This is a genomic window from Hyphomonas sp., from assembly GCF_040882205.1.
Taxonomy (GTDB): Bacteria; Pseudomonadota; Alphaproteobacteria; order Caulobacterales; family Hyphomonadaceae; genus Hyphomonas.
The window spans coordinates 1-11577 of sequence record NZ_JBBEBT010000333.1 but is presented as its reverse complement, the minus strand read 5'-3'; the positions used below and the strand labels follow the sequence as shown (position 1 = coordinate 11577).

Here is an 11577-nt window from a genome sequence, read left to right as displayed (position 1 = left end):
AGTGCCTGCTGTGGGAAAGCTGGCTGCGGCATGAGGTCATGGCGTCGGCGAGTGACGAGGCGCGGATTTCGGTGAGCTTCAATTATGCGGTGCGTCGAAAGTAATCCTCGTCATCGGACATGTGACGGCCTCGCCGGAGACGGCGGCGTGGATTACCCGTTTGTGTGCGGAGCATTCAGCATGCCCGCGCACCGAGCCGGGGTGTATCGCGCGTAATATGCATGCCGATTGCGCGAATCCGGCGCGGCTGGTGGTCGTAGAATCCTGGGCGGACATGGCGGCGCTGAGGGCGCATGTCGCGGCGGCGGACACCAATACCTTCGTGCGGGAGATGAGGGCTCTCTCCCCTGCCCCGACAGAGATGAATATCTTTTCAGCAAGCGAGATACGCCCCTGAACTGGCGCCCGGCGCAAAAGTCGCGCAGGATCAAGGCCGAGACAGGAGGCGCCCGATGGCAGACACACCTGAGACCGAGGCTTGGGATTTCGGGAGGGGGCGAGCAGGCTATGTCTGGCGCAGCGCCGCGCCGAAGGCGAAGCTGCTGCTGGCGCACGGATATGGGGAGTATGCCGAGCGCTATCTCGAACATTATCACCGGCTGATCCCGCACCTCGTTGCACTGGGCTTCGATGTCCACGCGTTTGACCTTGAAGGCCATGGCCGCTCGGACGGCGCGCGCGGCGTGGCGGATGTGCACCGGGCGGTGGAGGACCATATCGCAGCGCGCGCAGCGCTGGCGGCGGAGGGGCTTGCGGTGTTCCTGTTCGGCCATTCCCTCGGCGGGCTGGTCACGGCGGCAAGCGTGGCAAGGTCGCCGGCCGGGGCGGCGGGCGTAGTGCTGAGCGCGCCGGCAATCCTGGTGGAACCTGGCGGGGCGCTGAAGGCGGTTGCGGGGCTGGTCTCGCTTGTGGCGCCGGGCGCGCGGCTGACGCCGCCGATTGCTCCGGAGAGCCTGTCACGGATCGAAGCTGAAGTGGCGGCTTACAGAGCAGACCCGATGATCTGCCTGTTGCCGCCGCCTGCCCGGCTCGGGGCGACAGCGATTGCGGTCAGCGAGGATGGCTGGCGGCGGTATGAGGACTGGCGCGCGCCGGTGCTAGTGGTGCACGGGGCGAAAGATACGGCGACCCCGGCAGCGGGGTCGGAGCGCTTCTTCGGAATGATCCGGGCGAGCGACAAGACGCTGCAGGTTTTCCCGGAAGGCTATCACGAACTGCTCAACGATCTCGACCGGGACGAGGCGCTGGCGCTGATCCTTGGCTGGCTGGAGGCAAGACGGCCGCGTTAACGCACTCGCGGCGCGCTCCGGCTTGACCTTCTTGCTGCGGCGCGTCATCCGGACGGCTGAAACGCTACGGCTTCCATAGGACGCGCGACATGGACCTTTCCAAGATCAAGACGGGCAACAATCCGCCGGACGATGTGAACGTGCTGATCGAAGTACCGCTGGGCGGGGATGCGATCAAGTACGAGATCGACAAGGAAAGCGGCGCGATGTTCGTGGACAGGTTCCTCTACACCGAGATGCGCTATCCCTGTAATTACGGGTTCGTGCCGCACACGCTGAGCCTCGACGGCGACCCGATCGACGTGATGGTCGTTGGCAACCGCCCGCTTGTGCCGGGATGCGTGCTGCGTGTGCGCCCGGTCGGCGTGCTGATGATGACGGACGACAAGGGCCAGGACGAGAAGATCCTCGCCGTGCCGCACCCTAAGACGACGGCCTATTACGACAAGATCGCCACCTATCACGACCTGCCGCAGACGCTGATCGACAAGATCCAGCACTTCTTCCAGCATTACAAAGACCTGGAACAGGGAAAGTGGACCCGCGTCGAAGGCTGGTACGGCGTCGACAAGGCGCGCGAACTGATCCGCGACGCGGTGGAGCGCGGCAAGGCGGAAGGCTGAACCCGCGCGTCGGGGGATATAGCGATCCGGTTTTGTGTATGGAAGTGGGTGACCTGGGAGAGAAGGTCTCGGCTCACGCGCTTCGCGCTGCCCGGGATTGATGGCAGCTTCTACGGAGCGACGATCTCGAAGCGTTTCGTCTTCGGGTTGCGCCAGTGGAGTTCACCGTGCTTGATAGCGAACCAGGCGCCGTGGAGTTCGAGGCCTCCGACGGCGACCTTTTCGGCGACCCAGGGAAAGCTCATCAGGTTTTCGAGCGAGGTTTCGATGCCTTCGAGTTCGAGGGCGAATTGCGGGTTGAGCGAGCCTGATTCCATCACGCGCTGGCGGGCATCGTCGAGCAGCTTGACCCAGGGCGCCACAAATTCGCCGATCAGCGGGCTGTCATTCTTGGTCAGCGAGGCTGTGACGCCCCCGCAGCCGCCATGGCCCATGACCACGATATGGCGCACCTTCAGGACATTGACCGCAAACTCGAGCGCAGCCGAGACGCCGTGCAGGCCGCCGTCCGGTTTGTAGGGGGGCACCAGGTTGGCGACATTGCGGACCACGAACATCTGGCCGGGCGCAGCGTTGAAGATGTCGGAGGGCTCCGCCCGGCTGTCAGCACAGGCAATCAGCATAACGTCGGGGTCCTGCCCCTCCCCCAGCTGCCTGTAGAGCTGGACCTGCTCGGCATATACGCCCGCGCGGAACCGGCGGTAACCGGCGATCAGATCGTCCACCGTCTTCATGTTCGCTCCAGCACAATTTTGTGTGTGCCCGCCGCGGGATAAGCAATTCCTGCGCGCCCGCAAGCGATTTCGAAACCAATTGGTACCTAGAACGGAACGATCGGTTTCGCCCCCCGGCCGATTCCGGCTATAACGCGGGGGGCCCAAGGAGCTTCCCGATGAATACGCCGAGCGACACGCAGAATGCTGCCCCTGCCCCGGGAGCTTCGGGCAAGTCCCGCAAGGGGCCAACGCGCAGCGAGGTGTCGAAATCCGCAATCCTGGAGGCCGCCCGCGAGGAAATGGCAGAGAACGGCTGGCGCGGGTTCAGCGTCGACTCGGTGGCCAAACGGGCAAGCGCATCCAAACAGACGATCTATCGCTGGTGGCCATCAATTGGCGCGATGTGCGTGGATGCGGCGCTGGCGCTGATCCCGGACGCCCCGGAAGGCGGGCGTGACCCGCAGGAGCGCATCACCGCGCTGATCATCCCGCTGGAAGCCGCCGCGCGGACCGGACAGGGCCATGCCGTGCTGCGCGTGGCGCTGCTGGCGGCGGCCGATGACAAGGAGGCCGGCGAAGTCTGGCGCGCCTGGGTGGGCCGCGACATTCGCCAGCCGCTACGCATGCTGCTGGCGGAACTGGCGGCAAAACGCGTGATCCGGCGCGATTTCGAGCTGGATGATGTGATCGAGCAGCTGCTGGGGCCGATCTTCCACCGCCTGACGATCATGCGCGCGCCGGTGAAAGATGGCTTCTGTGCGGATCAGTCGGCCGCGTTTCTCAGAACGTATGGGGCGTTGTAGGCGGGCCCCGCCTCTTCACACTTCAAATTCTGTCATTGCGGCGGAATCCGGGTGCCTGACGGCGCCATGAAGACCGGTCGCCTTGACGGGATTGGCGCCGTTCAAGGATCGCGGCAGCGCCGCCGTCTACCTGGAACGCCGCCAGACCATCAGCGGATCGAAGGCGCCGGTTTCGGCAGCTTTCTGGAGTTGGGCGATCTGGTCGGAGACGGCATTGGTCGGCGGCTTGGCCGACGTGCCACGATACAGCGCCTCGTCGAGGCGGCAGATCTGTTCGTACAGGGCCTCGGCCCGGCCGACGAGTTCGAGGAAGCGGGGCGGCAGGCCGCGATCTTTCTGGGCGACCGGATCGAGCGGCGGATCGTCCCGGTGGATGCGGTATTTGCGGGAATTGGCGTCCTCGCGGCGCATTTCTCCGTCGCGCACGGCTTTCTGCATGACCAGCCAGGAAGCGGCCTGCATCAGGCGCGTCGTCAGCTCCATGCTCCAGGCAGAATAAATGAGGCTCGCATCCCGGGGCAGGGTTTTGGCCTGCTCGCGGCCGGGGCCGTCCAGATAGGACGCGGTTTCCTCAACGAGGGCCATGCCGCGTGTGAACACGGTGTCGAACAGCTTGCCGCCTGTGAAGGCTTCAGGTGTGCCCGAAGGTCCGACCGGATCACGCTCTGCCATTCGCCCACTCCGCTTTGCCGCGTCCAACTGGCAAATCCTAATGGCCAGCCCTTTCGCGAGACTTAACTGCCGCCCCCGAATAGCGCATCGGCGGCGCGCTTCTGAGCTTTCTTCTTCTCGATCTCGGCCTCGCAGGCCGCGATCTGCGACTGTAAACGCGCGATGCGCACTTCGAGTTCCGCGACCGACATCTGGTCGATCGCCTGCGCACGCTGCACCAGCACCGGTTCTTCATCTGGCATCGCCATCGCGGGCCCCCCCATACAACGGGTTCAGAAAAGCAGAAAGACGGGCTAGAAGCGACTCCGAATCCCTGTTCCTGATCCCTGTTCCTGCCCTTGATGGAGGCGACGACATGACCGCCGTGATGAAAGCCGCCTTTGCCCCTGCCGGTGAGCCGCTGGTGCTGACCGAGATGGTGATGCCCGCGCCCGGGCCGGGCGAAGTGCTGATCGAGGTTGCGGCGTGCGGCCTCAACCGGGCGGATCTGGCGCAGAAGGCCGGCGCCTATCCGCCGCCGCCGGGGGCTTCTGCGATCCTCGGGCTGGAAGTGTCCGGCATCGTGGTAGCCGTGGGGCCTGGCACGGAACGCTACAAGCCGGGCGCCCGGGTGGCGGCGCTGCTGGCGGGCGGCGGGTATGCGAGCCATGTCGTGGCGGACGAGGGCTCGGTCCTCCCCGTCCCTTCAGGGTTTGACCTGCAGCTTGCCTGCTGTTTTCCGGAAGCGCTGTTTACCGTCTGGGCGAACGTGTTCGACCGCGCTTGCCTGAAGCCCGGTGAGACCTTTCTGTGCCACGGCGCCACCAGCGGCATCGGCGTGATGGCGCTGCAGATGGCCAAGGTCTGGGCCGCGCAGAAGATTTTCGGGACGGCGGGCTCGGAGGAGAAATGCGCGCTGGCCCGCGAGCTTGGCGCGACACGCGCGATCAATTACCGCACCGAAGCTTTCGAAGACGTGGTGAAGGCAGAGGGCGGCGCGGATGTGACGCTCGACATGGTGGGCGGCGACTATATCCAGAAGAACATTGCGGCCGCAAAGCTCGACGGGCGGATCATCAATATTGCCTATCAGGACGGGTTCGCCGCCAGCGTGAATTTCGCCCCGGTGCTGATGAAGCGCCTGTCTCTGATGGCGACGACCCTGCGGGCGCGGCCGGTGCAGGAAAAGCGCCGGATCCGCGACGCGGTGGAGCGGGATTTCTGGCCACATGTGCTGTCGGGACGCATCCGTCCGGTGCTGGACGGGACCTTTCCACTCGCCGAGGCGGAGGCCGCCCTTGCCCGCATGAATCATGGCGGACATTCAGGGAAAATCCTCCTCAGGGTCTGAATTGCGGCGAATCCAGACGGTCCCTTTCCAGCGGACGCCATCTGGAGTATAGCGCCCTCAAGGTTTTGGCCGTGCTGAACCCTGACCGCCCGGCACCCCAAGTGCCGGGCGGCTGCATTTCAGGCGGCAGTTTTTTTGAGGAGTATTCCGATGTCCGACGTTCTCATGCCGCGCGCCACTGCTGTCTGGCTGCTCGACAACACGACGCTGACCTTCGCGCAGATCGCGAAATTCTGCGGCCTGCACCATCTCGAAGTGAAGGGCATCGCGGACGGCGATGTGGCCGAGAACATGCGCGGCGTTGATCCGATCGCTGGCGGCATCATCTCGCGCGAGGAGATCGCCAAGGGCGAGGAAGACAAGGATTACGAACTGAAGGTCGCACAGTCGCGCATCGACCATATCCCGCAGCCGAAGCGCAAGGGCAGCCGCTACACGCCGGTGATCCGCCGCGCCGACAAGCCGGACGCCGTTGCCTGGTTCATCCGTCACCACCCGGAAGTTCCGGATGCGCAGATCATCAAGCTGATCGGCACAACCAAGGCGACGATCAACAATGTGCGCGACAAATCGCACTGGAACGCGACGAACATCAAACCGGTCGACCCGGTAACGCTGGGCCTCTGCTCGCAGATCGAGCTGGACGAAGTGATCGCGAAAGCCGCCGACAAGCGCCGCAAGATGGACGCTGAGAAAGCCGCGCGCTCGGAAGGCCCGGGCCTTACGCCTGCGCAGGACACGCCGGTGCCCTTCGTCCCGGAGCCGGAAGAGGATCGTCGCAAAACATTCTCGGCCGATGATGTGTTCCGCGATTTCGAGTAATCCCCTGCCCTGAGGTTCCGGACTTAAATGGCCGAGCACGTCTCGCGCCCCCGCGTCGGCATTGTCGGCGCGACGGGCCTTGTTGGTGAAATGATGCGGGATATCCTGGCGGAGCGGAGTTTTTGCTAAGCCAGATCCGCTTCTTTGCCTCGCCCAGGTCGGCCGGCACAAAGCCGGAGTTCGGCGGCGAAAGTATCGTCGCGGAGGATGCGTCGGCGGCGGATTACGCGGGTCTCGGCATCGTGTTCTTTTCCGCAGGCTGATCAACTTCGCTGGTCCTGGCCCCGAAACTTGCCGCAGCCGGGTCGGCCGTGATCGACAATTCCCCGGCCTGGCGCAGCGACACGAACGCGGCGCTGGTGGTAGCGGAAATAAACCGGCATGCGCTGAGATCGATCCCCAAGGGCAACATTGCGAACCCCAACTGCAAGACGATGGCCGCCATGCCGGTGCTGAAACCGGTGCTGAAACAGCTGCATGACCGGGCGGGCCTGAAGCGGCTGGCGGCGAGCACCTGCCAGGCGGGGTCCGGCGCCGGTGTGGCTGGTGTGGCCGAGCTGGAATTGCAGATCGATGCGCTGGGCAAAGGCGCCGGCGTCCTCGCCAGCCGGGGCGGTGCCATGACGTTTCCGGCGCCGAAGAAATGGGCCGTGCCGATTGCCATCAACGGGGTCGCCCTGAACTACAAGCCCGGCGAAGACGGGTACACGGACGAAGAGCTGAAACCGCGCGACGAGACGCGCAAGATCCTCGAGATCCCGGGCCTGCCGGTGTCCGGCACCTGCGTGTGCGTGCCGGTCTGCGCGGGTCACTCAGTGCCGATCAATGCGCAATTCGGGCGCCCGGTCAGTGCGGCGGCGGCGACCGGAATCCTGGGTCAGGCGCCGGGCGTTGTGGTCACCGGGATTCCGAACGCCCTTGAGGCGACGGGGCGCGATCCGGTCTATGTCGGCCGCATCCGCCCTGACCGGACGCGCGCCGCACGGCCTCGCGCTGTTGCTGAATGACGACAACCTGCGCAAGGGCGCGGCGCTGAACGCAGCGCAGGTTGCCGAAGTGCTGCTGGCGCAGCGGGCGGGCTAAGCGGGCTTCCTGAGGAAGACATAGAAGGCCCCTGCCCCGCCATGCTTCGGGTGCGACCCGGCATAGCCCGACACGAGGCGGCGGGCGGGCGGCGATTCAAGCCAGAGCAGGAAGTTACGGCGCAGGATACCCTGGCCTTCCTTGCCCTTGCCGGTGATGACAAGCACACAGCGCGCGCCGCCCGCCTGCTGACGTTCGAGGAAGTCCGGCAAAGCGCGCGAGGCGCTGGCCTGGGTATGTCCGTGCAGGTCAAACCGCGCGGTGACCGCCAGCTTGCCGCGCCGGACCTTTTTCTCCCCGCTGCGTTCGGCCGGCGGCGCGGGCGGTTTGGGCGCGGGTGATGCCCTTGGCCTTGCGGAGGCCTTCGGCGCACCGAGATCCGGGTCGAGATCCGGGCCGCCGGCTTCCAGCGCGGCGGAAAACTCTTCAAGGTCAGCGGCGCGCGGACCGATGGGTTTCACCGTCGCGGCAACGCGGGCCCAGGCGCGGGCCTCTTCGGCTGACAGGGTGCGGCGGGCCATCAGCCCGGTTGGCCGGTGGCCGGCAAGCTCGCGACAAGGCCCTGGGCAAACATCCGCTCGGCCACCCCGCGCGGCAGCAGCACCCAGAGGCGGCCCCTGGCGTTCATGGTGCCGGCGCGGTTTCCAGCATCGACGCCTGTCCCGAAATAGATGTCGCCCCGGACCGGGCCCTTGATGGCGCCCCCGGTATCCTGCGCGACGAGAAGGCCCGACCAATCGCCGCCGAGGCCGGGCGCTGTGGTCTGCACGAACATCGGGACGCCGAGAGCGTGGAACTCGGGGTCCACCGCCATTGAACCGAGCGGCGTGAGCGGCACATTGTGCGCGCCGCTGGGGCCAAGGTTCACGTCGCCTTCCGGCAGCGACTGGAAGAAGACGAAGCGCGGATTGATGTTCATCGCCTCGCGTACTTCGGCTGCGCCCGACCGGTCCATCCAGCCACGGATGCCCTGCATGGAGCCTTCACCGCGCGTGATGCGGCCGGTTTCGATCAGCCAGTTAGCGACCGACTTGAACGGCTGGCCGTTATGGGCGGCATAGGCGGCGCGCAAAGTCGAGCCATCCGGGAAGTTCAGCCGGCCGGAGCCCTGCACTTGCAGGAAAAAGACATCCGCCGGATGGGCGTAAGCGATGGCCTTGCCGGCGCGCGCGGTGATGTCGGCGCGCGGCGGATACGGCCGGGTGGAGCCATCGGGCAAACGCTGCAGCGGGCTGTCGCCATTCGCGACAAAGTCGGATGGCACGGCAAAGACCGGTTCGGTGAACACGCCTTCGGGCGATCGGCGCGCTTCATAGCGTGGCTCGAAATAGCCGGTGAACTTGTCCTTGCCATCGCGGTCGATGATCTCGAGCGGTACGAACTGGGTTTCGAAGATGCGGCGAGCGGCGGTATCGTCTCGTGCGGCGATCAGGGATTCGCAGCCGGGCGCCCAGTCCTGCGCGGTCCCAGCCCATGCGGCGCTGCGCGAGAGCGGCGCATCCCACGCGCGGCGGCTGAACCGGTCGCAGGTGCGCCGGAAGGCTTCGAGCGGGGCGGCCAGCGGCGCAGCGCTCCAGCCGGGAAGTTCGAGGTAAGTGGCCGGATTGGCAGGCGGCATAGGCCCTGTCGTGCCCGGTGTGCTGGATGTGCCGGGAACGGGGCGATGCTCAATCGGCGCCGGCTGGGTCTGGCAGGCCGCCAGAAAGAGCAGGGCGGGAAGTATGAATTTCAGGGTGCGCATGAGGCCGCATATGAAGCGAAACGCCCCAGCCTGTCACCCGCAGATTCACTTTGGAGGCGAACCAGAGCCGCTGGCTCAGCCCGCCACGTCCACGTCATCCAGAAGCCAGTTCGGGTCACTGGAGGCGACTTCGCGCTTGAAGGTCCAGATTTCCCTTGCGGTGCGCGTCACTTCGCCGTCGCCCAGTTCGGCCTCGTAACGGACCCAGACGCGTGCAGTGCCGCCATCCAGCTCGGCGCGCTCGATCTCAGCGCGTTTGACCCGCAGCAGCTCGAAAGCGCGATCACCAGCAGATTCTCGGGCGGAAATCGCGGCGTCCCAGGCCTCGTAGACATCGTCATCCAGCAGCGGGCGGAGGGCGGCGCGGTCGCCGCGCGCATAGGCGCCGACGATCATGGTGTATGCCGCCTTTGCACCGCGGATGAATTCCTCGGCGGTGAATGACCGGTCGGCATTGTAGATTTCCTCGAGGCCCGCAGCGGCGGGGCCGGTGAAGATCGGGCGCTCCATTTCGGTGCGGCGGGGCGCCGGAGGGGGCGCTTCCGGCGCGCGTTCGCGCTGCTCCGGCGCGGGCGACGGGCGCTGCATCGGGCGCTCGTCCCCTCCCCGGCCGAGGGCCACATAGAGACGCCAGAGCACGAAAAGTGCCACGGCAGCCAGGATGAGGACTTCGATGACGGGGTTGGACATGTCGGCAGCGGGTTCCTAAATTGATCGAGGCAGGCTTCGGGGTAGATAGTGCAGGCACGCTTGGGGTGCCAGCCTTTGCGTTGCGCGGCCAAGGGGCGCATGCTACGCGCCGCCACACAAGTAGAGGTAATATAATGACAGATACCAGCTCGCCCGCAAACCCCAGTCAAGGTGATCCTGCGCAGCCGGCGCCCTCGCTGCGCGTGCTTGGCCAGTATGTGAAAGACCTGTCATTCGAGAACCCGGGCCATGCGCCTGTGCAGACCCAGCCGAATATCGACCTCGGGATAGATGTCGGCGCCGCCCCGCATGTCGACGGCAATGGCCTGTTCGAAGTGTCGCTGAAACTGTCGGCGAAGGCGCTTTCGGGCGAGACGACACTCTTCATTACCGAACTCGACTATGCCGGCCTGTTCCAGCTGTCGAACGTCACGGAAAAGCAGATCGAGCCGATGCTGCTGATCGAATGCCCGCGCCTCTTGTTCCCGTTTGCGCGCCGGATCATTGCCGAGATCACGCGCGAGGGCGGCTTTCCGCCCCTGCTGATCGATCCGGTCGACTTCGTGCAACTCTACCAGGCCCAGTACCGCAAGGCCGCAGAGCGAACGGGCAACGCCTGACTGTTAGGTGATGGCGTTCCAGAGCGCCCCGGCGCCGAGCTTCTCAACGAGCCGGGCATGCGCCGCCAATTCTTCCGGCGTGGCAGACGAGGCGAGCGGCGCCGGGCGCTGCGCTGCGGGAGGGCGGGCTTCGCCTTCTAAGAGACCATTGGCCCCGTCGAAACTGAACGCGCGGGCGCGTCCGCCGATCAGTTCGAGATAGACGCTGGCGAGCAACTGACTATCGAGCAGCGCGCCGTGAAAGGTGCGGCTTTCGAGGGAAATGTCGAACCGCTTGCACAGCGCATCGAGGCTCGCGGGGGCGCCGGGAAAGCGCTTGCGGGCCATCGCGACGGTGTCGATCCAGCGCTCTTCGGGAACCGGCGGTCGCCCGCAGCGGGTAAGTTCGGCGTTCAGGAAGCCCCGATCGAAGGCCGCGTTGTGCGCGACGAGTGTCGCGTCGCCGAGGAAACTGAGGAAAGCATCGACGATATCGGGATGTTCGAAAGGCGGCCTGTCCTTCAGGTCCGCGTCCGTGATGCCGGTGATACGGATGTGGCTTCGGAGACCGGACGGCCGGGATTGATCAGGCGGCGGAAGGTGCGCCCGGTCGGGATATGGTTCATCAGCTCGACGGCGCCGATCTCGATCACACGCTCGCCGTCCGCCGGGTTGAGGCCGGTGGTTTCGGTATCGAACGCGATTTCGCGGATCCGGTCAGTCATCTGTTTCTCTCTGTGGCAAGGCGAATCATCAGGGCGACTATGGCGCGAACCTGGTCGCGGGCAAAGTCGAAGCCATGCGCGGACGAGAGAATGAAATCGCCGCGGGCGCGCTTATCGGCATCTGGCATCTGGCGGGCGAGGATGGCTTCGAGGGCTGCAGGCGTCATGCCCGGGCGGGCGAGAACCCGCTGGCGCTGAATTTCGGCAGGCGCCGTAACGACAAGCGTGAAATCGCAGTGCCGGTTGCCGCCGGTTTCGAACAGGAGCGGGATGTCGAGTACCGAGAATGACGCGCCTTCTGCGTGGGCACGTTTGCGGAAATCGAGCTGCGCGGCGCCGGCGAGCGGATGGACGATGCCTTCAAGCAGTTTCATCGCGTCCGGATTGTCGAGCACGCGGGTGCGCAGGCGTATGCGGTTGACTGCGCCATTCTCCGTCACGCCCGGAAAGGCGGCCTCAATGTGTTCCACAGCGGCGCCGCCCT

Annotated in this window: 15 protein-coding genes and 2 pseudogenes; 9 read left to right on the top strand and 8 right to left on the bottom strand. The window is 65.6% G+C overall.

Annotated features, from left to right (window positions below; genetic code table 11):
- From WEA77_RS14510 to ppa, 4 genes are all read left to right on the top strand, one after another.
- A partial coding sequence (locus WEA77_RS14510) for a putative 2OG-Fe(II) oxygenase (RefSeq protein WP_368068588.1) occupies nt 1-104 on the top strand: 104 nt, incomplete at its 5' end.
- Entirely contained in the window at nt 104-397 is a 294-nt protein-coding gene (locus WEA77_RS14505) for a putative quinol monooxygenase (protein ID WP_368068587.1), read from the top strand. The genes WEA77_RS14510 and WEA77_RS14505, both read left to right, overlap by 1 nt.
- Before the next feature lie 55 nt (nt 398-452).
- Nucleotides 453-1289 (top strand): lysophospholipase, encoded by an 837-nt coding sequence (locus tag WEA77_RS14500; protein ID WP_368068586.1) that lies wholly within the window; start codon nt 453-455, stop codon nt 1287-1289.
- 89 nt (nt 1290-1378) lie between these two features.
- On the top strand, nt 1379-1912 hold the full coding sequence (gene ppa / locus WEA77_RS14495; RefSeq protein ID WP_368068585.1) for an inorganic diphosphatase: 534 nt from the start codon (nt 1379-1381) through the stop codon (nt 1910-1912).
- A 110-nt stretch (nt 1913-2022) separates the two neighbouring features.
- On the opposite strand, the gene WEA77_RS14490 is transcribed toward ppa, so the two are convergent.
- Nucleotides 2023-2646: a carbonic anhydrase gene (locus WEA77_RS14490; RefSeq protein WP_368068584.1), complete on the bottom strand. Its 624-nt coding sequence runs from the start codon at nt 2644-2646 to the stop codon at nt 2023-2025.
- A 158-nt stretch (nt 2647-2804) separates the two neighbouring features.
- Between WEA77_RS14490 and WEA77_RS14485 the strand changes: the two genes are divergently transcribed.
- On the top strand, nt 2805-3431 hold the full coding sequence (locus tag WEA77_RS14485) for a TetR/AcrR family transcriptional regulator (protein WP_368068583.1): 627 nt from the start codon (nt 2805-2807) through the stop codon (nt 3429-3431).
- 126 nt (nt 3432-3557) lie between these two features.
- Here the strand turns inward: WEA77_RS14485 and WEA77_RS14480 are convergent, their stop codons facing one another.
- Both WEA77_RS14480 and WEA77_RS14475 read right to left on the bottom strand, forming a co-directional pair.
- Nucleotides 3558-4103 carry a DUF1465 family protein gene (locus WEA77_RS14480; protein WP_368068582.1) on the bottom strand — a complete coding sequence of 182 codons (546 nt, stop codon included), beginning with the start codon at nt 4101-4103 and terminating at the stop codon, nt 3558-3560.
- A gap of 62 nt (nt 4104-4165) precedes the next feature.
- Nucleotides 4166-4351, bottom strand: a complete 186-nt coding sequence (locus WEA77_RS14475; protein WP_368068581.1) for a DUF1192 family protein — start codon at nt 4349-4351, stop codon at nt 4166-4168.
- A 107-nt stretch (nt 4352-4458) separates the two neighbouring features.
- Here WEA77_RS14475 and WEA77_RS14470 point away from each other — a divergent pair, with 107 nt between their 5' ends.
- From WEA77_RS14470 to WEA77_RS14460, 3 genes and pseudogenes are all read left to right on the top strand, one after another.
- A complete protein-coding gene (locus WEA77_RS14470; protein WP_368068580.1) occupies nt 4459-5433 on the top strand; it encodes an NAD(P)H-quinone oxidoreductase in 975 nt (324 codons plus the stop codon).
- A gap of 150 nt (nt 5434-5583) precedes the next feature.
- Nucleotides 5584-6255, top strand: a complete 672-nt coding sequence (locus WEA77_RS14465) for a DUF1013 domain-containing protein (RefSeq protein WP_368068579.1) — start codon at nt 5584-5586, stop codon at nt 6253-6255.
- Between the two features lie 27 nt (nt 6256-6282).
- Nucleotides 6283-7338, top strand: a pseudogene (locus tag WEA77_RS14460) (aspartate-semialdehyde dehydrogenase).
- Here the strand turns inward: WEA77_RS14460 and WEA77_RS14455 are convergent.
- The 3 genes from WEA77_RS14455 to WEA77_RS14445 all read right to left on the bottom strand — a co-directional run bounded on the left by WEA77_RS14455 (nt 7335) and on the right by WEA77_RS14445 (nt 9769).
- Nucleotides 7335-7859, bottom strand: a complete 525-nt coding sequence (locus WEA77_RS14455) for a Smr/MutS family protein (protein WP_368068578.1) — start codon at nt 7857-7859, stop codon at nt 7335-7337. The pseudogene WEA77_RS14460 and the gene WEA77_RS14455 overlap by 4 nt on opposite strands.
- A complete protein-coding gene (locus WEA77_RS14450) occupies nt 7859-9079 on the bottom strand; it encodes a murein transglycosylase A (RefSeq protein WP_368068577.1) in 1221 nt (406 codons plus the stop codon). The genes WEA77_RS14455 and WEA77_RS14450 overlap by 1 nt, the downstream gene beginning before the upstream one ends.
- A gap of 75 nt (nt 9080-9154) precedes the next feature.
- Nucleotides 9155-9769 carry a Tim44/TimA family putative adaptor protein gene (locus tag WEA77_RS14445; RefSeq protein WP_368068576.1) on the bottom strand — a complete coding sequence of 205 codons (615 nt, stop codon included), beginning with the start codon at nt 9767-9769 and terminating at the stop codon, nt 9155-9157.
- Between the two features lie 134 nt (nt 9770-9903).
- On the opposite strand from WEA77_RS14445, the gene secB reads away from it, so the two are divergent.
- Entirely contained in the window at nt 9904-10389 is a 486-nt protein-coding gene (gene secB, locus WEA77_RS14440) for a protein-export chaperone SecB (protein WP_368068575.1), read from the top strand.
- A gap of 3 nt (nt 10390-10392) precedes the next feature.
- Here secB and dnaQ read toward each other — a convergent pair.
- Both dnaQ and WEA77_RS14430 read right to left on the bottom strand, forming a co-directional pair.
- Nucleotides 10393-11093: pseudogene (gene dnaQ, locus WEA77_RS14435) on the bottom strand (DNA polymerase III subunit epsilon).
- Nucleotides 11090-11577, bottom strand: a 488-nt coding sequence (locus WEA77_RS14430; RefSeq protein WP_368068574.1) for a dephospho-CoA kinase, incomplete at its 5' end; no start/stop codon positions are given. The pseudogene dnaQ and the gene WEA77_RS14430, both read right to left, overlap by 4 nt.